The organism is Fuerstiella sp. (assembly GCA_022447225.1).
GTDB lineage: Bacteria > Planctomycetota > Planctomycetia > Planctomycetales > Planctomycetaceae > S139-18.
In genome coordinates this window covers 385513-407151 of the sequence record JAKVAZ010000008.1, presented here as the reverse complement: position 1 = coordinate 407151, position 21639 = coordinate 385513, and the positions used below count along the sequence as shown (strand labels likewise).

The following is a 21639-nucleotide window of genomic DNA, read 5'->3' as shown; positions in this document are numbered from 1 at the left end:
GTCTGACGTACACTCTGCCCTTGATTTCGCAACCCGGACCGCTTACCGCTCTGCGATGGCAGGCCCGCAGTCCCACTCTACTGCAGGTGGTCAGTGGTCAGGTTATCAACGCCAGCGGCGACAAACCCATCCCGCTCAAATTCGCCGGTGAAACCAAACTGATACTCAACCAGAAACCTGTGTTGCTGGGAGTCGATCCACCTGTCACGCTGATGGACGGACAGAGTTTAAATCTGGAAGTGCGCACTGAGGCACTGCAGGGACTCAGTGTTGAGACCACGGGGGATGCCACTGCACTGGTTCGAACTAAATTGCCTGAAGAACGCTCAAAACAGCTGGACCTTTATCGAAAACAATGGCCCGGCTTCCAACAGCAGCGCGAGGAACAAACACAGTTAACCAGGGAAAAGCAACGAGTGGAGTCGGCGGTGCCGGTTACCATGATCGCCGGCGATACAGAGAAGATGCGTACCGGCTTCCTGCTGATTCGCGGCGAGTACGACCGCCGCAGCGACGTCGTCAACACTGCGGCACCGGCGAGCATCATGCCTTATCCGGAATCCCTTCCATCGAATCGTCTGGGACTGGCCCGCTGGCTCACCGACGCTGCGAATCCGTTGACGGCGCGCGTGGTTGTTAACCGCTATTGGCAAATGTGTTTTGGAGTCGGCATTGTCAAGACGTCTGAGGATCTGGGAACACAGGGTGAATTGCCGGCGCATCCTGCGCTGCTCGACCATCTGGCCGTTGGCTTTGTGGAATCCGACTGGAACGTCAAAGGGCTGTTACGAACATTGGTTACATCGGCCGCGTACCGCCAGTCGAGTGTTCTGGGGAGGCAGTTGGCCGGTCTGGATCCGGAAAATCGCTGGCTGGCCCGCGGGCCCCGTCGTCGGCTTCCGGCGGAATTCCTGCGAGACAACGCCCTGGCCATCAGTGGTCTGCTGGTTGACAAACGGGGCGGTCCGGGAGTCAATCCCTACCAGCCATCGGTATTGTTCGGCGCGAACGCCATCGGAGCTGCAAACACCAGATTCAGTCAAGGTACCGGATCTGATCTGTACCGCCGCAGCCTGTACACCTACTGGAAACGCCAGATCCCGGCTGCCAATCTGCGAATTCTGGGAGCGGATGGCCGCACCAAATGTCGAACTCGCCGGGAAATGACGAATACACCCCTGCAGGCCCTCGTGATGTTGAACGATCCACAGTTTGTTGAAGCCGCCCGCGTGCTGGCCGAACGTGTTTATCGCGAAGGCGGTCAGTCGCCCGAACAACGAATCGGTCTGGCGTTTCGCCTGGCCACGTCGCGGCAAGCCACTCCGGAAGAACTGCGCATCCTGCTGCTGGAGTTTCAGGATCGTCTGGCAGAATTCTCGAAAAACCCGGCTGCAGCGCAGGCCTATCTCAGCGATCGCGGCCAGCGTCAACCTGCCGCTGATATTGCGTCTGCCGACCTGGCCGCTTACGCGGCCGTCGCCAGCCTGATCCTGAATTTGGACGAGAGTCTCACGAGCAGCTAGCCACAACCTTGGAGGCAGAGTCTGTTCATCTGAGGCTTATGCTCACCCGTTTGAATTCGATTGGCGGTTCCGTGGCGAGTGACCTCACGTAGATCGTCGGAGTTTCGTTTCCGCGAACTTCATAAATAACTGTGGCGGCTTCAGGAATGACTCTTACCACATCGTATTCAGGATCGCCGTCGACCGGCGGACCAAGAAAAAGTTCTTCCGGCCGTACCAAAAGGTAGCCTGGTTGTTTAAACGACCGTTGTCTTTCTCTGGCCCATTCTCCAAAAGGAGTTAGGTACCTGCCATCACGCTCCTCAAAAGGGACGACATTGACCAGACCAAACGACCGGGCGATCCGATCGTCCACCGGGTCACGGTAGATACTGTGTGGTTGATCGGTTTGAACAATCCGCCCGCGATACATAACGCTAACACGATCGGCACATGACATTGCCTCTGCGGGATCATGTGTCACCATTACGGTCGAAATATTCGACGCTCTGAGGACTCGTAATGTCGTTTCACGTACATCCTGACGCAGCTGGACATCAAGTCCGGAAAACGGTTCGTCCAGCAACATGACTTTGGGTGTTTTCGCCATGGCTCTGGCCAGGGCAACTCGTTGTTGCTCACCACCGCTGAGAGTGTGTGGCATCGACTGCAGGTGTTTCTCCAGTCCCACATCGGTAAGCAATTGCCGGGCTCTTTGCTGGCTGACCTGGCTCCGCCTGGCGGACATGCCAAACAGTACATTTTGTAGTGCGTTCAGGTGTGGGAAGAGAGCATAGTCCTGGAAAACAAATCCGACGTGACGGTGTTCTGCCAGTTGATGTTTCGAATCATCTGAGACAACAGCATTACCGATGGTTACCGTCCCGTGGTGTTGTCGTAACAGCCCTGAAATGATTCTCAGCAATGTCGATTTTCCGCTTCCGGAAGGGCCAAGCAGGCAATGGATTTCTCCCGGAGGAACAGATAACGTCACATCCTGAACTGCTTCCAACTGGTCAAAGCGGTGAGTGACATTCTGTATTTTAAGGCCCGTCTGACTGGTCATTGTCTCCTGCCCGTTACTGAAGCGATCCGATGGCGGTGCTGTGATCATCCATCATACGTGTCAGGAGAACGACCGGTATCAGGCCAGCCACCACTATAGCCAGTGCCGGTGTCGATGCCTCTGAGAGTCGTTCGTCACTGGCCAGATGGTAGACCCTCACTGCAAGAGTATCGAAATCAAATGGCCGCAGGATCAGGGTGGCCGGCAGTTCCTTCAGTACGTCCACAAACACCAACAGGGATGCGGAAAGGAGACTGCCACGTAAAAGTGGCAGGTGCACCCTAGCTAACATTCCGACCTGTGATGATCCAAGTGTTCTGGCTGCGTGGTCAATCGCGGGCGGTATCCTGGTAAATCCCGCTCCAATCAAGTTCAACGGAATTGCCAAAAACCGGACCAGGTAACCCATGAGAACAGCAAGCAGTGTCCCGCTGAGGAAGAGTCCCGGGTCTTTGTTCGTGAACTGTTCGATGAATTCCAGCACCAGACCTTCCAGATACCAGATTGGGCCAAGTACTCCGATGGCAATAACGCCACCGGGGATGGCATACCCCATTCCTGCGACCTGGACGGCCGTCTGTGTGACCGGCGACGAGGTTGCCCGTCGTAAGCAGGCCAGCAGTAATCCGCAGAAAACTGTAACGATCATCGCCAGTGACGCCACCAGCAGACTGTTTGTGATCAAGCCACCCAGTAGTTCGGCTGCCCGCGAATCCCCGTGGGAAATCGTCATCGCGATGAACCGGCCGACTGGTAACAGGAATCCGATACAGATTGGTGTCAGGCACAAAATTGTGGCCAAATATCCTTTGGCCCTTCCCAATACTACCGGCTCTGCCATGCGAGTCCTCTGAGTCGAGTGGTGAAATTTTGCGGACTGACGGGCAATCATTTCCGAAAAGAAAACAAGCCCCGCAATTCCGACCAGGCAGACAGATAATTGAGAAGCCGCCGTGTGAGATCCTCGACTGATCCAGGTTCGGTAGATCCCTGTTGAGAAAGTGTCCACTGCGCAATAATCCACCGCCCCGAACTCAGCCAGTGTTTCCATCACGACCAGGACAAGACCTGCGAAAATCGCCGGTCGGGCCAGGGGGAGAGACAGGCGAAAAAAACGTTCCCATGGCCCGGTACCCAGTGTGCGACTGGCCTCGGTGACTGAAGCGGATTGACTGGAAAATCCGGTGCTCGCGGCAAGATAAACGTACGGATACAAGGCGAACGTAAGGATGGTGATCGCACCCGGCAAAGAACGAACTTCCGGAAACCAGTAGTCCCCACGCTCACATCCCGATAGTTCACGAAACCATGTTTGTACGGGTCCGCTGAACTGAAACAGGTCGGTCAATGCATATGCTGACAGGTACGTTGGAATGGCCAGTGGAAGCAGCAGAGCCCAACGCAAAATGCGGCACAACGGAAATCGGCAATTGGTCACGATCCAGGCCGTCGAAACACCGATCAGCGTCGTTCCCATACCCACCCCAACGGCAAGGATGAGCGTATTGGTAATGTAATCACCAAGCACCGTCTCAGAAAGATGCTGCCAGACCCCATCTGAGTCTTTAGTCACACTCCAAAGAATCGACAGGAGCGGTACCGACAGGAGTGTAGTGAATGTCCAGCAAAGAACGGGCCAGACTGAACGTCGCCCAGGATTCATGACACACTCAAATCGTGACAGCTTACATTCTGTGAATACGCGAACGCCCGCGACAACCGCGTTCGCGTACTGGAAAAAACGGGGAGTAGAACTTCGGTAAGCCGAGTCCTAACGCCAACCCGCCCGATCCATGATTCTAACCGCTGTCGCATTGTTGCCGCCGAAGGCAGCAGCGTTGACATTGTCCTCGTTGAATTTACCAAAACTCTTCAATACGGGGACGGTTTCTACCCCGTTAACCACAGGGTATTCATTATTTCCCGCCGCAAAGGTCTTCTGGGCGATCGGACTCGTCAGGAACTCCACGAACTTGATTGCATTGGATTTGTTGGGAGCGTGTGTGCAGACACCGACACCTGACACATTAACGTGTGTACCACGATCTTTCTGATTCGGGAATACAACGGCGACTTTGGCCGCGGCAGCCTTTTCTTCCGGTGTTCCACCCAGCATTCGAGCAAAATAATAGGAGTTGGCAACAGCCACATCAGCCTCTCCGGCCGCAACCCCCTTAATTTGATCGCGGTCTCCCCCCTGGGGTTTACGAGCCATATTGGCAACAAGTCCGCGGCACCACGTCTCCGCCCCTTTTTCTCCATGCGCCTGGATCATCGATCCGACAAGCGATTGATTGTAGATATTACTGCTGCTGCGAATCAGGACTCGCCCTTTCCATTTTGGTTTGGCGAGATCCTCGTAGCTGGTGATTTCCCCGTCCTTGACGCGAGTCTTCGATCGCAAAATGATTCGGGCTCGCTTGGTGAGACCAAACCAGAGTCCCTTGGGGTGACGTAGGTTTGCAGGTACACGTTTCATCAACAGGCTTGTGGAAACCGGCTGGAACACGCCCTGGCGTTCTGCCTGAAAGAGTCGCCCGGCATCAACCGTGATAAAAATATCTGCCGGACTGCGTTTGCCCTCGCGTTTAAGTCGCGCAAGCAGTGCGTCTGAGTTGCCCTCGATGAGTTTGACCTGAATACCTGTCTGTTTCTCGAAGATAGAATAGATCTCATCATCCGTATCGTAATGACGCGCCGAATAGACATTGACCACTTCGGCAGCCGGGCTCGACGAGGAAAACAGCAAAAGAGTGAGACATCCCAATACCGATCGCAACATGAAATTCTCCTGTGATAAAAAATATCTGTCAGGCAGTTGGCCGACAGTTGATTGTGGTTTGGTAACGCAGCAAATCCTAAAGTCCGAAACGGGTACCGAGTGACCTGCCGAGAATGCAAGACCTGAGTCCAGCCTTTCCACTGTAAAAACTGAGGTCATGGTGCGCCCGGAACTGCCTGCGATTACGTTCCACCACACGTTGACAGGTCCGGATAGCCGGATCCGGACGACCAACGGAACCCAATTTGGCTGCGATGTCCGGGTTTTCTACAAGTTTCGGCAGCAGATCTTGGGCATGTAACAACCTGTTTGTTTTGGCGTAGGCGTGGCCCACGTAAAATCGGCTCACTGCACAAAGGGGAGCAAGAAGTGCTGTATATTCCAATGCATTAACCGACTCACGAAAACGTTACCTCAAATAGTGGATTAATCCACATAGCCCGGACTGGAGGGTCATTCGGATCTGCATCCAAACACCGTTGGACGAGCTCCAGACAATCCGCCAAATTATGGGAACAGAGGGAAAAACTAATCTTTAGGATGCAGTTGCTTCTATGTTTCAGCTTTCATCCTGACATCCTCGCAGACATGTCGATTCACTCAGTTGTGAATGAGATTGAGACTCGGTCTCAGGGTAGTCGGGAGTGAGGGCAGGTTCAAGTCAATTACTTAGAACTTTGACAAAGAGGTGGCACGCCCGGCCTGCAGGCCACTGTCGGCCGGGCATTGTGTTGTTGGTCTCAAGTCCTTGAACCCGTTCCGGTTCAGAGGCACGATGGTCGGGACTCAGCAAGTTCAACCGGCAAGACGTTTTTTGATATTCATGATGCCCTTTGGGTCACTACTTGTGATCGGAGTGATCTTTGTGTTGGGCATTGTTCGGGCATAGGAAGCACGAGGACTCACAAACGCAGAACCCATTTTCAAACAACACCGGTAGCCGGTACCCGAATCTGCCTGGTTGAGTCGATGATGTAAATCTTGTCGAGATCAACCTTTGCGATCAATATCCAGGTAGCATAACAAAGACATGTTGTGGCTGGCCCGGACCTTACGTGCAGACAAGCCACACGCCGTGCCAAGGGGACGGCTCCAACGTTGCCGCGTGTGGTCATTGTTGAAGTAAGAACAGTCGTTGGAGGTCAACCATTGAGTCAACACGATACCGAAGAAGCGTATGGCAAGCAGTTATTGCTCAACGGTCATGCTACTGAATCGATCCGGCGACACCTGTTAATGACACACAATCAAAAGAATAAAGTGCCGATGCGGATCGAGAACCTGTGACAGTGTTCCGGCTTGTGAAAAACTGTGTGCGAATCTTCATGCGTTGCGCGGAGTTGGTTCTCAGTGCGTCAGAGATGTTCCACATGCCTGTGCTGCGCAGCTGTCTGCTGTCGAGGAACGTTCGTGATCGGCAGGGGGAGGCGAAGTCTGAATTGGCAGGTGGGATGCCCGAATTTTCTGTACTTTTGCAGACAACGTTGGAATCTGCGACACTTGTCCCTCGTCGATTGCAGTGACCTTATTTTTTAGCAGCCTTGTACAGAAACCCAATGACCGCAACGGAATCAACAGACATTGGCAAGTTGAAATCCCGCCGAACGACACTCCTGATTGTGTTTGTTGTTGTTTTCATTGATCTGCTTGGGTTCGGAATCGTTCTGCCGCTGCTGCCTCGCTACGGCCTCCATTTCCAGGCGTCGCTCTCGACGCTTGGACTGTTAATGGCGTCTTTTTCGGCAATGCAGTTCTTTTTTGCACCGATGTGGGGCAGCCTCTCCGATCGCATCGGACGACGGCCCGTCCTGCTTGTGGGATTGCTGGGTTCAACCTGTTCGTATTTGTTGTTCGGCTATGTGTCTGGATTCGAACGCGGACAGTTATTGTTTGGACTGGGAGCGATCCCCTGGCTGTTCATCACCCGAATCGGCGCGGGCATTGCCGGTGCCACGATAGCCACAGCGCAGGCAGTAATCGCCGACAGCACAGGCGCAGAAGGTCGTGGCAAAGGGATGGCGTTGATTGGAGTGGCGTTTGGAATCGGCTTTACGTTTGGCCCTTTGATCGGAGCTGCCAATACTTCGGACGTACCGAGTCTGGCTCTGACAGATTCTCAGTTGGCAGTTGTCAAGGCCTGGCCTGATTCCGCTGACTCGTTAGCAACAGAGACGGTTATTGAGGAATTGGGACAACTCTCGGAGCGAGATTCGGCAGCATTGACCCGCTATTTCAAACTGCCACGTTCCAGATCTGAAACGAAAGCTGCTCTGCGGGAAGGCCCGTCGCAGCTACCTGGATTCATTGCTGCCGGTCTGTCGTTTATGGCGTTCCTGTTTGCATTCGCCCGGCTGCCTGAATCGCGACCGACCGCAAATACAGAGCTGAAATCTCAACGTGGTTTGAATCTGGGATCGCTGCAGCAGCACCTGCGAACACCTGTGTTTGCCTCAATTCTTATCTCCATTTTTATAACAACGTTCGCCTTTGCACAGTTTGAAAGCACGCTTTCGCTGCTGACGCGTGAGTTTGGTTACGGAGATACGAGTAACTTTGTGTTCTTTGCGTACATCGGGTTTGTGCTGATGATCGGACAGGGAGTGCTGGTACGTCGAATGCTTCCTCGATTTGGCGAACATCTTATGGCGATCATGGGTGTCTCCCTGATGGTATTTGGATTTGTCGTCATTGGCCTGACGAGTGATGGCTATCTGCCTGGTTCTGTACTTTGGTATATCCTGCCGGTGATTACTATTGGATTTTCAGCGGTGACACCGTCGCTGCAATCGCTGCTGTCGCTTGCCGCATCTGGTGACGAGCAGGGTGCTGTGCTGGGAACCGGTCAAAGCCTGTCGTCGCTGGCGCGGATACTAGGACCCTACACGGGAGTGCAGCTGCTCGGTGTGTCAACTGCGACTCCATATTATCTGGCGGCCGGACTCATGGTACTGGGTGCTGTTCAGATCAGACGATTGAAGGCCTCGAAGGTGAAGAACCGCACAGAATCATAGTCACAGTGTCAACGCATTTTACGACAGGGATTTCAGCCTCTCTGGAAAATCTGACAACTGTCGGAATCGTGCCTTAGACTCAGTGGCGCACACACACACCTTCATTCTGCAACGGGAATCCACTGAAATGCATCGACTGCTCCAACTGATGACAGCCGCGCTTGTTTGTTCGGCAACTGCATTGTGCACGGCCGATGAAGACGAAAACTGGATCCGCATTCAGCTGGACGCTCGCTTTCGTTCAGAAGGAGCAGCTGCTGCGGATTTCAACAATGACGGTGCAATCGATGTCGTTGCCGGAGATGTTTGGTACCAGGCTCCAAAATACAACACACCTGACCACCTCGATGCTTCGAAGTGGATTCTTCGCGAAGTCCGTGAACCCGGTGAGTTCGTTGCCGGCAAGGGCTACAGCAACAGCTTTTGTAATTTTACCTATGATGTGAATGGTGACGGCTGGAACGACGTTATTTTGATTGGTTTCCCCGGCGAACCATTCCATTGGTATCGTAATCCCGGACATTCCGGCAGCGACTGGATTGAACATCAAATCTGGACGAGTGCCTGCAACGAGTCACCGGAATTTGAAGACCTTGACAGCGATGGTGTTCCGGAACTGGTACTGGGCTCGCAGCCGGAGGCACAGATGGGATTTGTGCGTCTTCCTGGTTCAGCAGCAGCATCCGAAACTCAGGTGTTTCACCCAATCAGCACACCGTCCGCCATGCCCCAAGAGGCCGGAAATCGAGGTTCTGACAACGGGTCATTCCGTTATTCCCACGGTCTGGGAGTTACCGATGTCGACATGGACGGTCACAAGGACGTCATCGTCAGATCCGGCTGGTGGAAATCACCCGGAAATACTAACGAGCCGGCCCTGTGGAAGTTCCACCCGATTCGAATTTCCACGCCGGAAGGTGAACAGCCACTTCCTGACAGCGGCAATATTTATGCTGGTGATTTCGATCTGGATGGCGACGCAGATCTGATTCTCAGTTCGGCGCATAAATACGGTGTCTGGTGGGCAGAGAATCCAGGTGATGGCGCATTATGGCAGCTGCACACAATCGACGACTCTTATTCACAAACGCACGCTATGGAAGAAGTGGACATTAACGGAGATGGTCAGCTGGACTACGTCACCGGAAAACGATTCTACGCGCACAACGGCGGCGACCCGGGCAGCAAGGAAGCGGTCGTCATGTACTGGTACGAATTCAAAGCCGAAAAGCACCGTGCACCAAAGTTCCTGGCACATGAAATCGTGGCCGGACGTGACACAGGAGTTGGTACTCAGTTCATGATTCGAGACATGAATGCCGACGACCGCCCGGACATTATTCTGTCAAACAAAAAGGGCGTGAATGTACTTTTACAGAAACGCTGACCGCGACAAATTTACAATTCATTGCGGCTGTCGGTTTTGACAGCAGCGAGTGCCTCTTTTGTTTCAACGGCAACCGCAACGTGCCATGCCCCAAGGAAAATGAGGGCGAACACGAAATTTCCCATGACCGAGCCCCGCAGGAACGGCAACCCCTGTGCATAACAGTTCATGAGCCCTGCCAGCGTGGACGCATACGTATCCGGCCAAAGCGCCCACACGCCCAGGTTGCTTACGACGAAAAACAGACACGGCCCGACGAGTCCACCTGCTACAACTTTGAGGTATTGCGACATCGGCAGGTATTTGGCGATCAACGCGATCAGCAAATAGGCGGAATAGTCGAAAAGCATACTGGGATAAAACCCGTATCCCGTATTGTACCACAACAGCGAATCGGTCAGCAGGCGGATGGCCAGTGGGAGAATAATGATGGCAGGATGGCGGACCAATACTCCGCATAACAATGTCAGTGCGATCATTGAGTCCAGTGGAACCGGCGTGTCCTGGATTCTTAGAAACACGGTTACAAAGCACGCCGCAATCAGAACAATCAGCCGTTTGTTATTGGTCTTCATCCTGGCATTCCCATATGTCGTATCCCGATACCTTAACCAGAGGCACGCTTTAGCCGATCGTTGAGAGCTCGACCCAGTCCCTGATCAGGAAACTTTCGGGCGATAATAACATCAGGACTTGCTGCGTCGAGCCTTCTGATCGCGGCAAAGAAATTTACCGCACATCGGGCCAGGTCGCCGGTATTACTAAGATTCTCTACGGCAGTGAAACGTTCGCAGCCTGCCACAGTCGGTCCCCAGGTAAGCAATGCCGACCGCGGATGCGTCGGCGTGATCACGGTATCGGAATCGACAGTAACGATTAATGTCTCCGGGGCGTAGTGTCGACTCAGCATTCCTGGAGCAGGTTGTGCTTGATCACTTAGTTTCGAATCACTGACAGCAACTTGGATCGGTCCGGTCACTTCCTCGATCGACTCCAGCGGCAACCCACCCAGTCTCAATACGACTGGTTTCTGACTCATTAATGACACCACGGTGCTCTCAAGTCCGATACCGCATGACCCACCATCGATGATGGCATCAATACGGCCGCTGAGTCCCTGCAGAACGTGCTGTGCTTCCGTGGGACTGACGCCACCGAACGGATTGGCGCTGGGTGCTGCGATCGGACATTCGACTTCCTTTAACAGCCGGAGAGCCAGCGGATGATCTGGTATACGAACTCCGACACCAGGTAACCCTGACGTTACCAGATCGGGAATCGTGTCACGTTTTGGAAGTACCAGTGTGAGAGGTCCTGGCCAGAAGCGTTTCGCCAGTTGGCGTGCGGCAGCGGGAATCTCACTAACCACGTCCGACAGCTGACGAACGTCAGCAATGTGGACGATTAACGGGTCAAATCGAGGACGTTGTTTTGCCTCAAAGATTCGGGAAATTGCTTCAGTGTTGAGCGCACTGGCGCCCAGACCGTAAACTGTTTCTGTTGGAAACGCGACAACCTGTCCGGACTTAAGCCGCTCGGAGGCCTCCGGCACGTTACGAATCAGGCGTGTAGTGACTGTCGATTGCACTTCAGAACTGGCTCATTTTCGGGGCGTCGAAACGGATATTGGCTGAAATCAGCCCAGGACCAGGGGGGAGACCGCCGAATTCCTGCAGAGACAAAGCTACTTCCGAAAAAATGGTATCCACATCCTGTTCGGAATACGGGCCGGTTGGTCGATTGTTACCTGTATAATACGGTGATCGTGTGCAAATTGCCGGTACCTGAGGTCACATAATGCCTGATGCTGCTGTATTGGCAACCATTCTTTTGGTTGTGGGACTATTCCTGGTGGGCGTAGAGTTGATGGTGCCGAGTTTCGGGTTGATCGGCATGTCGGCAGCTCTTTGTCTGGCCATTTCTGCGTGGAGTGCCTACCAGGCATGGTGGTCCGCGGAACCGGCTTTCTTCTGGACGTATCTGGGTTTTATGCTTGCCGGAATTCCGTTGTCGTTTTTTGGCACATTGTATCTGATTCAACGTACGGCACTTGGAAGTTTGGTTATTTTGAAAGCTCGAAATAAAAGCCAGGACGGACCCAGCCTGGAAATGCAGTCACGTTTACATGATCTGATCGGACGAGCCGGAAAAACCGTTTCTCCATTGATACCGGGTGGAATGGTGGAAATCGGGGGGGAACGTCATCATGCAGAGTGCACCGGTCCGTTTGTCGATTCCGGACTGCCGATTGAAGTTACTGCAACGCGAGGAACACGTCTGGTCGTCAGAAGGTTCGCCCCGGCACCGGACATTGATACACCGGCAGATTCCGGTTCGAATCCGGACGGTCTCACCGACTCCGGTTGTGGCCGCATGAAATCCAGTGAACTTGACTTTGATGTCCCTGATAACTACACCCAACATTAGATGAGCAGGCGGGATTCTCTGACTGAAACCGGGATTATCATCCGCCGCCATTGTGTTCACGCGTTAAACTCGATCATTTAACAGTCGTTACTGAAAAAAGCGGTTTTCAAACGTGTTGAATTTCGTGTCGTCAAAGTCAGACGGCAGATGACGAAAGGGGTTCCCTGTGCCGGCAGCTATCGCACCTTGGCAGTGGTTAATCATTGTTTTCGTCCTGTTATCGGCCATCATTCTGCTGGCCGTCTTTGCGCAGTACGCCAGTCTCTATTTGCAGTGCAAAATGACTCGAGTCCGCATCTCTTTGGTACATCTGATCATGATGCGGCTGCGAAAGGTCAACCCGGTGGTGATCGTTCGATGTATGATCATGGCCGTCCAGTCAGGACTCACACGTAATTATCCGATTACGCGGGACAAACTGGAAGCACATTACCTTGCCGGTGGCAATGTTCCGAATGTGATTCGGGCACTCATTGCGTCTCAGCGGGCTAATATTGATCTGGACTGGCAGACAGCGCAGGCCATCGATCTTGCCGGCAGAGACATTCTGGAAGCCGTTCGGACCAGTGTGTATCCGAAGGTCATTGATTGTCCTGAGTCCGTTAACGCAGCTTCTACGCTGGATGCTGTTGCCGGCGACGGAGTTCAGCTTAAAGCGAGAGCTCGTGTGACCGTCCGCACAAATATCCAGCAGTTGATTGGTGGTGCGACCGAAGAAACCGTGATTGCTCGTGTTGGTCAGGGGATTGTCCAGGCAATCGGTTCTACAGAATCATATAAAACGGTACTTGAAAATCCTGACAACATCTCCAGGCTTGTGCTGGATCAGGGTTTGGAAGGAAATACCGCCTATGAAATTGTATCGATCGATATTGCTGATATTGACGTAGGAGAAAATATCGGAGCCCGTTTGTCAGCAGATCAGGCGGAAGCTGATATGCGGGTTGCTCAGGCGAACGCTGAACAGCTTCGTGCCTCCGCCCGGGCACGTGAGCAGGAAATGGTGGCAAAGGCTCAGGAGAATCGGGCAAAAGTTGTTCTGGCCGAAGCTGAAGTACCTCGCGCCGTAGCTGAAGGTTTCTCAGGGGGAAATCTGGGACTACTCGACTTTTATGAGTTGAAAAATGTTCAGGCCGATACGGCCATGCGATCAGCGATTGCTGGTGACGGAAACCGCGGCATAGAATCTGACAAGGGATAGATTTATGTCCCGTCATGAGTCGTGTGTATGGGGAAGGTCACCCAGATGAACGATCTAAGATTTGTCATATTCCTCGTATTTGCCGCCATCGCACTGATCAATCACTTTCGGCGAAATGTTCCTTCGCAGCATGATGGACAACGGGTGGCTGACGATCCTCCGGACAGACCGAAAAAGGTTCAAAGCGATATTGAGGCCTTCCTTTCCGAAGTTGGGGCCGCAACTGACAAGAAGCGGCGTTCAGAGCAGTCCCCGGAACCGTCGCGTCAACAACGTTCAAAAAAAAATCGCCGACGCACCCAGCAGATCCGGCGCCGTACGTCCCCGCAGCGCGAGCATTCCAGGCAGCCCTCCACCGAAGTGACGCCGGTCAACACGCGTTCGCTTGGCAGTGGTATCAGTGAGCATGTTGATACTTACATCTCACAGCACGTAGCCGAACATGTGGAGAGCCATACTGATGACTTTGTCGAAGTCGACATTGTTGATTCAGTGGAAAGTCATCTGGGTGATCGGCCTGCAGAATTGTCCGAACTGACTCGAACTGAAGCTCCTCAGCCGGCAATTGCAGATGAATTCCGCAGCTTGCTGCGAAGTCGAAGTGGTGTACGTCAGGCAATCCTCATTAACGAAGTTCTGAAGAAACCTCGGGGGCTTGAGCGTTGAATGAAGCGTTGCGGTACTGTATGCGGATGTCCGCACGGGAAAAACGGTTCCCGGTTCAGGCAGTTTACGAACACTGATGCGATCATCCCTGGTTGGTTCGTGGTGGCATTCCGCTTTTTGTCAGAGCGCTGTGTTACCGTCCGGGAAAAGAAACCGGACTTCCGGCATTCGCCGTTGACGATAAGTTTTGTATGCCAATAATCGGCCGCAGTCTTATTCTGATACCAGTCCGGCTGTTGATCCAGGGGCGTGGACAGAGTCCTTCTGATGTGTCAGGCCGCACACGAAGGAATCACAGGGACTGTGCGAACGCGGGGTGGATTCACCACGCGGGGTTCCGGTCGTTACAAATGATGTGTCGCATCTGGGGCGGAGAATGGCTTTTCGAATCGGAATAGACACGGGCGGAACATTTACTGATGTGGTGATCCAGACGGACGAGGGCAATGAACTCGCGATTCACAAGGTCCATAGTACGCGTGAGGAACCCGATCGCGCTGTGATCGAAGGCCTTCGACAGGCCCTTCGGCACGCAGAAGCCGAATATGATGATATTCAACTGCTTGTCCATGGCACCACGGTTGCGACCAATGCTCTGCTGCAGCGACGTGGATCCAGGGCTGCACTGATCACCACGGCCGGGTTCCGTGACATTCTGCATATTCAGCGACAAAGCCGCCCCCGGTTGTATGATTTGCGCAGTCGGCGTGCTGAACCGCTCATTCCCAGACAGCTCAGATTCGAATTGAATGAACGTATCGGTCCCGACGCAGAGATACAGACTCCAGTCGATTTTGTACAGCTTCATACGATTGTCGATCAGCTGCGTGAGGCAAACGTTGGTGCTGTGGCCGTGGCCCTGCTGCACAGCTATGAGAACCCGGTACACGAACTGGAAGTTGCAGCTGTGGTCCGTGAACGACTGCCGGGTGTAACTGTATGTACGTCTCACGAACTGTCCCCGCAAATTGGTGAGTACGAACGCTTCAGTACCTGCTCCGTGAATGCATTTGTGCAGCCGGTCATGGAACGATACCTTGGCCGACTGGACAGGACACTTAGACAGGACGGCATACGGGCTCCACTGTTCGTCATGAAATCGAACGGAGGTGTGATTCCGGCGTCCACAGCTGCCCGGGAATGCGTGCAGACCATCCTGTCCGGGCCTGCAGGTGGTATTGTGGCCGGCATGGCCATTGCACAGCATCACAACAATTCAAATGTCATTACTGCTGATATCGGAGGCACCAGTTTCGATGTGGCCGTGATCGCGGACGGTAACGCAAGCTTTGCACGCGACGCTGAAATTGATGGAATCGCTCTGAAAGCGCCCATGTTGGATCTGCACACAATCGGTGCCGGCGGTGGCAGTATTGGCTGGATTGATGCCGGCAATGCTCTACGCGTTGGTCCGCAGTCCGCAGGGGCACTTCCCGGACCGGCCTGCTACGGTAAAGGAGGTGACGAACCCACAGTGACCGATGCAAATCTTGTCCTGGGACGACTGGCCACAGATTCCAGGCTGGCCGGCGGTATGCAACTGGACATTGATGCGGCACGTCGTGCAATTCGGGAAAAACTGGCACAACCACTGGGACTCGCTGTGGAGTCCGCTGCCGAAGGAATCGTGCGAGTTGTTAATGCCAACATGGTAGCTGCTATTCGTAAACTGACCGTGGAACGTGGCCTTGATCCAGGCGACTTCGTGCTGATTCCGTTCGGTGGTGCGGGGCCACTGCACGGTGCCCAACTGGCACAGGAATGCGGTATCGGCCAGACACTCGTCCCGTCGGCTCCTGGTGTGACGTCAGCTGTCGGTCTGCTGATGTCCAACCTGCGGGAGGATCGTGTCGTAACTCACATCGAATTACTCGACAATCTTGATGCGGGCCGTCTGGAATCTTTGCTCGCTGAAGTTGAAACAGAGACGGCATCACGATTACAGGCTGCGTCAGATGGCACCGGTGTCAGCTGCCGCAAACGAACGATGGCGATTCGATATCTTGGCCAGAGTCACGATGTCCCCGTTCCGCTGACACCCGGAACACCGGATGTCACACAGATTGCTGAAGATTTTCACCAGTCTCACGAACGTATGTACGGTTTTTCGCGACCGGATCAGCAACTGGAACTGGTTAGCATCTGGGTCACGATTGAACTCGATATTCAGCCACTGGTGCTGCCCCGTGGCAGAGTAAACTCCCGACACCCGGATCCGGGTTCCATGCGGTCTGTGATCTTTCATGGTGAACGTCACAGGACACCGGTTTATGACCGAAGCGACCTTGGTGCTGGCTGCCGGATTACCGGTCCGGCCATCGTCGAACAAACCGACAGTACGACTGTGATCTGGCCCGGACAGGGAGCAGCCGTCGATGACTACGGACAGATTCTTTTGGACGCCATGACCTGATGTAATTTATTGAATGTCGAATTAACGTTGAATAGCTGCATGAATAATGTTCCTCATCATTCACCGACGATAGGCAGACAGGTTTCAACATGTTGGAGACAATGATGTTCCCCGTCGATATGGACCTGCTGTCGATCAGCCTCGTCGGAGTCTGCGAGCCGCAGTTGTTTGACGATGTGTGTCAGACGCTGAAGAAACGCATTTCGATCCGGGCGGCAGAAGTCCGTCTTGTGAATTCAGAGGATCGATCATGATGGAAAAACCCGATCCGGTCCTGCTGGAGATCATGCGAAATCGCTGGCGGGGAATGGCTGAAGAAATTTGTGCTGCGATGATTCGTACGAGCTATTCGCCGAACATTAAGACGCGTTTCGACTGTTCGGCTGCAATCGCGCTGCCTGACGGTCAGATCCTGGCCCAGGCGGAGATCGGGACACCACTTCATCTTGGTATCATGCCGGCGGTGATTCGATCGGTGTTACGTCGATTCCCGATTGATGCAATGCAGCCGGGAGATGCCGTTGTGACGAACCTGCCGTACCCGGAGGGACCCGGTCATCTGCCCGATGTCTCCCTGGTCTCACCCGTTTTTTATGACGGTCAGCCGGTGGCGCTGGCTGCAACCACGTCGCACCACGTTGATGTCGGTGGGTACTCGCCGGGCAGTATGCCGTTTGGTGTGACAGAGATTTACCAGGAAGGCCTGCAGATTCCCCCCGTGCGACTCATTTGTGGGGGTGAAATTCAGGAAGAGCTGATTGAACTGATCGAACAGAATGCACGGACGCGCATCGAGCTGCGTGGTGATCTCATGGCACAAATTGCTGCGTCACGCACGGCCGAACAGCGAGTCATTGAAATGCTCGATGCCGGGGACGCAAAACAGGTGATCGACTACATGGCACATATCCTTGACCATGCCGAACGCTGTATGCGTTCCGGGATAGAATCACTGCCCGACGGTGAATATACGTTTGAAGATTATCTCGATGACGATGGTTCCGATGACGAGCCGGTCAGAATTGCCGTCCGGGTCACAATCCGCGGAAGTGAGTTCACAGCCGATTTCAGTGACAGCGGTGATCAGGTTTCGGGGCCGATGAACTGCCGTATCTCTGCCTGTCGTGCCTGCACCTACTATGTTGTTAAAGCGGTTGTCGATCCCGACCTTCCGACCTGCGCCGGTGCTTATCGACCGCTGACCGTCATCGCGCGTGAAGGATCAGTGCTGAATGCACACTTTCCCGCTGCCATCGGTAACGCCAACATTCTGACCGACCAGCGTGTGGTCGATGTCCTGCTGGGGGCGCTGCTCAAGGCAGTGCCCGAAAGAGTGTGTGCTGCGTGCAGCGGCGAGATGAATCTGATCAATGTTGGCGGCATCGATGCAGAAGGAAAATATTTTAATTATGTGGAAACCTATGCCGGGGGACAGGGCGCCCATCACGACCTGGATGGCAGTGACGGAATTCACACGCATCTGACCAATACCCGCAACACGCCCGTCGAGGTTATTGAAAAGACCTACCCGCTGCATGTGACCGCATACGGACTCATTCCCGACAGCGAAGGGCCCGGACGCATGCGCGGTGGATGCGGCGTGGTTCGTGAACTGGTGTGTCTGGCCGACCGTACGGCTGTGACAATTGGCGCCGATCGCCGTCGGTTTCTGCCCTGGGGGGTCAAAACAGATCATCACGCGCGTGGACAGCACTGTTATCTGATCAGGCCGGATGGTACTCGTGAACTGCTGCCGACCAAAATTTTTACATACCTGGAAAAGGGGGATCGATTACGCATTGAAACACCTGGCGGCGGCGGATGGGACGATCCGGCACTTCGCGATCGGGATCTGGTGCGTAATGACGTTGCTGAAGAGTTGATTTCCGAGTCGCGAGCCAGGGAGGTTTATAAACACAAATGAAAACAGCGGATGCGATTGTCATCGGTGCCGGAATCAACGGCAGCACAACGGCCTTTAATCTGCTTCGGCGCGGAATGAAAGATGTCGTGCTTGTTGAGAAGAGTCTGATCGCTTCAGGCGGGACTGGTGACTCGGCCGCTATTGTCCGACAGCATTATTCGCATGAAGCCCTGGTCAAACTGGTGAAGCGATCCGTCGAAGTTTTTACGAACTTTGACGACATCATCGGTGGTGACCCGGACTACCACCGAACCGGCTGGGCCTTCCTGGTACCGAAACACGCGGCTGAAGCGTTCGACAGGAATATTTCCCTGCAGCAGTCTCTCGGGGTCAATACCCGATGCCTCACGGCCGATGAATTGCACCGGATCGAACCGCGGATTCAGATTCCGGACGTCGGTCGCATTGCCTGGGAAGAAGATTCAGGCTATTGCGAACCTAAGAATTCAGTCGTTCACGCCTATGTGCGTCGTTTTGTCGATATGGGCGGGACGTTAATGGATAACACCGCGGTGAACGGACTAACCGTACAGAACGGTCGAGTGACGTCGGTACAGGTTGGCTTTGAGTCAATATCGGCGCCAATTGTTGTGATCGCGGCCGGTCCGTGGTCTGTAAAAATTGCGGCCTGGGCCGGTGTCGAACTACCAATCCAGATCACGCGCGAGCAGGAATTCATACTGGAGACCGGTCCTTGTGGTGGCCCACCCGTGATGCCGTTTTCGGATTTTTCCCAGGCGATTTATTATCGGCCACATACCGGAACACGCACGCTGCTTGGTCGTGGTTTTCCGAAGGATTACGAATCGGTGGCCGATCCCGACTGCTACGCGCGCCATGCGGACCGGGTGTTCATTGATGAGGTCGTTCAGCGGTTTGAAAAACGATTTCCGATGCTGACCGGGGCACTGGCGGTACACGGTTTCAGCGGGCTGTACGATGTGACACCCGACTGGAACCCTATTCTTGGACGGACCGATGAGGTGGAAGGTTTGATCCTGTGCTGCGGATTCAGCGGCCACGGTTTTAAAATCGGGCCTGCCGTCGGCGAGTGCCTGGCGGAATACATCACGGAAGGGGCGTCTTCGCTGATTGATATCAGTGTGTTCGACATCAAACGGTTTGCGCAGGGCAACCCGCTGACAAATGCTTATGGCGGCAATCGGGCGTAGGCAGTCAAACAGTTACCGTCCGATTTTTCGCTGCAGCGAAACGACAGCAGGGCCGCCACGTGACTGTAATTCAGATCCCGTCCCCGTTCTGCCGCGCTTCACGCGGGGTGGTGAATCTTCAGTTACGAACGGCCCGGTGTGTTGTCTCTATACGAAAGGCTGACTGGACCAGTGCTGTCGGTACTCTCGTGTCAGGTAGCCGTCAGCTTCCTGGTCATCTACAAAACTTTCTGATGCAGGATCGAAACGGAGCGTACGATTCAGGCGAGAGGCGGTATTGCCCAGATGACAAAGCGCCGTTGAAATGTGCCCTGTCTCGATGTCCGCATTCGGGGTCTTTCGGGTCCGTACGCAGTCAATAAAGTTGCCGTAGTGCGGATTATTGTCGCGGTTACCTGCCAACTCGCTCTGGATTTCACGGCCCTTTTTGTCGAAGATTTTGTATCCGTACTGATAAAGATCATCGAAAAACTGGACATACGCCTTACCCTCGGTCCCGTAGACCTCAACGCCGTTCTGTCCCCCATTCATGCGATATGTGTTCCAGAGTCGCTGCTCATACATCAGCACCTTGTCTTCGTAGTTGAAGGTCAGCACCTGTGTATCCGGCGTCTGCTGATCGTCATCGAAGTAGAGTTTACGGCCCATGCCGCTGACCTCGGTGGGGTAATCAACGCCCAAAACCCAGCGAGCAACGTCGACCCAGTGGATGCCGTCATTGCCAAGGTCTCCTGCACCATAATGCCATTGCCAGTTGACTGTGGCGTTATAGCGATTCCGGTTGAAGGGCAGTTTGGGAACAGGACCGGTCCAGAGGTCGTAGTTAATTCCGGCCGGCACAGGTTCATCCTGTTTGAACCCGATGTTTCTCCGCATCTGGCAGTTCCATACTTTGGCCATATGCACCTCTCCAATCCTGCCGGAATGGATGGCATCGACGAACTGGATTGTATTCGGACGGCTACGTGCCTGGGTTCCCACCTGGACGATCCGATTATGTTTTTTTGCCGCGTTCACCATCAGTCGCCCCTCGCGCACATTGTGCGAGATGGGCTTTTCGACATACACATCCTTTCCCGCCTCGCAGGCCAGAATGGTCGCAGGGGCATGCCAGTGAATCGGAGTCGAGACCACGATGGCATCAACAGCCGGATCGTCCAGAACACGTCGAATATCTTCTTCAAATCGGGGTCGTTTCCCTTGTCCTTCCTCTGCGATTTTCATCGCCGGCTCGACTACATTCCGGTCGACGTCGCAAAGGTAAGCGAGATCGACGTCCGGCATCTGTCCGAAGTAGTTGATCAGGTTCCTGCCTCTGCCGCGGACTCCCATGACGGCCAAAGTGACTTTGTTAGCGGCCGACGCTTCAGCCCGTCCGTCACTCGCTGCTCCAGCAGCAACCGCAGCCCCCACTGCACTCGTCTTTAGAAAACTTCGTCTTTTCATCACCTGCGCCTCCGATTTTTTCCTGTCTTCTGCCGAACCGTATTGCTCCCATCGTAATCTACAATAAGTATGGGGAACAGTGTCACGCTCTGCAAACAGAAGATCGAAGGCGGGTTTGATTTTTACCGGGTCCGTGGAGTCAAAAAACACAGTCCATTCGAAAACACAGTCCATTCGAAAATACTGCAGTATCAACATCCAACCTGGAGTCGTGGTTCAACCGGAATCATTCCCCATCCCGATTACTGAAAGCGTCATTGCAATGATACAATACAATGACTTCATCAGGCAGACTGCCGTTCAAATAACAGCATGGAGACATTTATGAAGAACCTTGTGTCCGGAATCATCGCGATCACCCTGTTGTACGGGACAAACATCGGTCGTAGCGATGACAGCAATCCGCTGCCGCTATTGTCTGCCGAACACTCGCAATGCCGCACGCAGGTCATTTCCGATTCGAGTGAGCAGTCCTATTGCAGGATTGCATGGCGCACATCCGTTCTGCAGGGCATCGTGGATGCTCAGAACAATGATAAGCCTGTGATGATCGTCCTGATGAACGGTCATCCGCTTGGCTGCACATGAGGCAATGGTGTTAGTTCCAGGCAGTTAGTCTGGACCGACTCCACGTTGCAGGAT

At 53.9% G+C, this 21639-nt stretch carries 18 protein-coding genes; 12 read left to right on the top strand and 6 right to left on the bottom strand.

What is annotated here, in order from left to right:
• On the top strand, positions 1–1523 hold a 1523-nt coding region (locus MK110_10845; protein ID MCH2211792.1), incomplete at its 5' end, for a DUF1553 domain-containing protein.
• 25 nt (positions 1524–1548) lie between these two features.
• Here the strand turns inward: MK110_10845 and MK110_10840 are convergent.
• The 3 genes from MK110_10840 to MK110_10830 form a co-directional block, all read right to left on the bottom strand.
• Entirely contained in the window at positions 1549–2568 is a 1020-nt protein-coding gene (locus MK110_10840; protein ID MCH2211791.1) for an ABC transporter ATP-binding protein, read from the bottom strand.
• Between the two features lie 13 nt (positions 2569–2581).
• On the bottom strand, positions 2582–4231 hold the full coding sequence (locus MK110_10835; GenBank protein MCH2211790.1) for an iron ABC transporter permease: 1650 nt from the start codon (positions 4229–4231) through the stop codon (positions 2582–2584).
• A 108-nt stretch (positions 4232–4339) separates the two neighbouring features.
• Positions 4340–5350 (bottom strand): Fe(3+) ABC transporter substrate-binding protein, encoded by a 1011-nt coding sequence (locus MK110_10830; protein MCH2211789.1) that lies wholly within the window; start codon positions 5348–5350, stop codon positions 4340–4342.
• A gap of 1149 nt (positions 5351–6499) precedes the next feature.
• Here MK110_10830 and MK110_10825 point away from each other — a divergent pair.
• The 3 genes from MK110_10825 to MK110_10815 all read left to right on the top strand — a co-directional run bounded on the left by MK110_10825 (position 6500) and on the right by MK110_10815 (position 9748).
• Complete coding sequence (locus tag MK110_10825; GenBank protein MCH2211788.1) at positions 6500–6637, top strand: hypothetical protein; 138 nt, start codon at positions 6500–6502, stop codon at positions 6635–6637.
• 269 nt (positions 6638–6906) lie between these two features.
• The gene (locus tag MK110_10820; GenBank protein MCH2211787.1) at positions 6907–8361 is read left to right on the top strand and encodes an MFS transporter; all 1455 of its coding nucleotides are present in this window, start codon (positions 6907–6909) and stop codon (positions 8359–8361) included.
• Between the two features lie 127 nt (positions 8362–8488).
• Positions 8489–9748: a VCBS repeat-containing protein gene (locus MK110_10815; GenBank protein MCH2211786.1), complete on the top strand. Its 1260-nt coding sequence runs from the start codon at positions 8489–8491 to the stop codon at positions 9746–9748.
• 11 nt (positions 9749–9759) lie between these two features.
• Here MK110_10815 and MK110_10810 read toward each other — a convergent pair whose 3' ends face one another.
• Positions 9760–10323, bottom strand: coding sequence for a hypothetical protein (locus tag MK110_10810; protein ID MCH2211785.1), 564 nt, complete (start codon positions 10321–10323; stop codon positions 9760–9762).
• 32 nt (positions 10324–10355) lie between these two features.
• Positions 10356–11336 carry a threonylcarbamoyl-AMP synthase gene (locus MK110_10805; GenBank protein ID MCH2211784.1) on the bottom strand — a complete coding sequence of 327 codons (981 nt, stop codon included), beginning with the start codon at positions 11334–11336 and terminating at the stop codon, positions 10356–10358.
• Positions 11337–11545: 209 nt separating this feature from the next.
• On the opposite strand from MK110_10805, the gene MK110_10800 reads away from it, so the two are divergent.
• From MK110_10800 to MK110_10770, 7 genes are all read left to right on the top strand, one after another.
• Positions 11546–12175, top strand: a complete 630-nt coding sequence (locus MK110_10800; GenBank protein ID MCH2211783.1) for a hypothetical protein — start codon at positions 11546–11548, stop codon at positions 12173–12175.
• A gap of 166 nt (positions 12176–12341) precedes the next feature.
• A complete protein-coding gene (gene floA / locus MK110_10795) occupies positions 12342–13376 on the top strand; it encodes a flotillin-like protein FloA (protein ID MCH2211782.1) in 1035 nt (344 codons plus the stop codon).
• Between the two features lie 45 nt (positions 13377–13421).
• A complete protein-coding gene (locus tag MK110_10790) occupies positions 13422–14042 on the top strand; it encodes a hypothetical protein (GenBank protein ID MCH2211781.1) in 621 nt (206 codons plus the stop codon).
• 376 nt (positions 14043–14418) lie between these two features.
• Positions 14419–16455, top strand: coding sequence for a hydantoinase/oxoprolinase family protein (locus MK110_10785; protein MCH2211780.1), 2037 nt, complete (start codon positions 14419–14421; stop codon positions 16453–16455).
• Between the two features lie 89 nt (positions 16456–16544).
• Positions 16545–16709: a hypothetical protein gene (locus tag MK110_10780; GenBank protein MCH2211779.1), complete on the top strand. Its 165-nt coding sequence runs from the start codon at positions 16545–16547 to the stop codon at positions 16707–16709.
• Positions 16706–18379: a hydantoinase B/oxoprolinase family protein gene (locus MK110_10775; GenBank protein ID MCH2211778.1), complete on the top strand. Its 1674-nt coding sequence runs from the start codon at positions 16706–16708 to the stop codon at positions 18377–18379. Before MK110_10780 ends, MK110_10775 begins: the two co-directional genes overlap by 4 nt.
• Positions 18376–19551, top strand: a complete 1176-nt coding sequence (locus tag MK110_10770; protein MCH2211777.1) for an FAD-binding oxidoreductase — start codon at positions 18376–18378, stop codon at positions 19549–19551. Before MK110_10775 ends, MK110_10770 begins: the two co-directional genes overlap by 4 nt.
• Positions 19552–19698: 147 nt before the next feature.
• Here the strand turns inward: MK110_10770 and MK110_10765 are convergent, their stop codons facing one another.
• Positions 19699–20997, bottom strand: coding sequence for a Gfo/Idh/MocA family oxidoreductase (locus tag MK110_10765; protein MCH2211776.1), 1299 nt, complete (start codon positions 20995–20997; stop codon positions 19699–19701).
• A 324-nt stretch (positions 20998–21321) separates the two neighbouring features.
• Between MK110_10765 and MK110_10760 the strand changes: the two genes are divergently transcribed.
• Entirely contained in the window at positions 21322–21585 is a 264-nt protein-coding gene (locus MK110_10760) for a hypothetical protein (protein ID MCH2211775.1), read from the top strand.
• Positions 21586–21639 lie beyond the last annotated feature (54 nt).

What these genes read in the sequence shown, in the direction of transcription:
- MK110_10840 (MCH2211791.1), bottom strand. Translation starts at nt 2,568, where the DNA reads ATGACCAGTCAGACGGGCCTTAAAATACAGAATGTCACTCACCGCTTT.
- MK110_10835 (MCH2211790.1), bottom strand. Translation starts at nt 4,231, where the DNA reads ATGAATCCTGGGCGACGTTCAGTCTGGCCCGTTCTTTGCTGGACATTC.
- MK110_10830 (MCH2211789.1), bottom strand. Translation starts at nt 5,350, where the DNA reads ATGTTGCGATCGGTATTGGGATGTCTCACTCTTTTGCTGTTTTCCTCG.
- MK110_10820 (MCH2211787.1), top strand. Translation starts at nt 6,907, where the DNA reads ATGACCGCAACGGAATCAACAGACATTGGCAAGTTGAAATCCCGCCGA.
- MK110_10815 (MCH2211786.1), top strand. Translation starts at nt 8,489, where the DNA reads ATGCATCGACTGCTCCAACTGATGACAGCCGCGCTTGTTTGTTCGGCA.
- MK110_10810 (MCH2211785.1), bottom strand. Translation starts at nt 10,323, where the DNA reads ATGAAGACCAATAACAAACGGCTGATTGTTCTGATTGCGGCGTGCTTT.
- MK110_10800 (MCH2211783.1), top strand. Translation starts at nt 11,546, where the DNA reads ATGCCTGATGCTGCTGTATTGGCAACCATTCTTTTGGTTGTGGGACTA.
- MK110_10790 (MCH2211781.1), top strand. Translation starts at nt 13,422, where the DNA reads ATGAACGATCTAAGATTTGTCATATTCCTCGTATTTGCCGCCATCGCA.
- MK110_10785 (MCH2211780.1), top strand. Translation starts at nt 14,419, where the DNA reads ATGGCTTTTCGAATCGGAATAGACACGGGCGGAACATTTACTGATGTG.
- MK110_10780 (MCH2211779.1), top strand. Translation starts at nt 16,545, where the DNA reads ATGTTGGAGACAATGATGTTCCCCGTCGATATGGACCTGCTGTCGATC.
- MK110_10775 (MCH2211778.1), top strand. Translation starts at nt 16,706, where the DNA reads ATGATGGAAAAACCCGATCCGGTCCTGCTGGAGATCATGCGAAATCGC.
- MK110_10770 (MCH2211777.1), top strand. Translation starts at nt 18,376, where the DNA reads ATGAAAACAGCGGATGCGATTGTCATCGGTGCCGGAATCAACGGCAGC.
- MK110_10765 (MCH2211776.1), bottom strand. Translation starts at nt 20,997, where the DNA reads ATGAAAAGACGAAGTTTTCTAAAGACGAGTGCAGTGGGGGCTGCGGTT.
- MK110_10760 (MCH2211775.1), top strand. Translation starts at nt 21,322, where the DNA reads ATGAAGAACCTTGTGTCCGGAATCATCGCGATCACCCTGTTGTACGGG.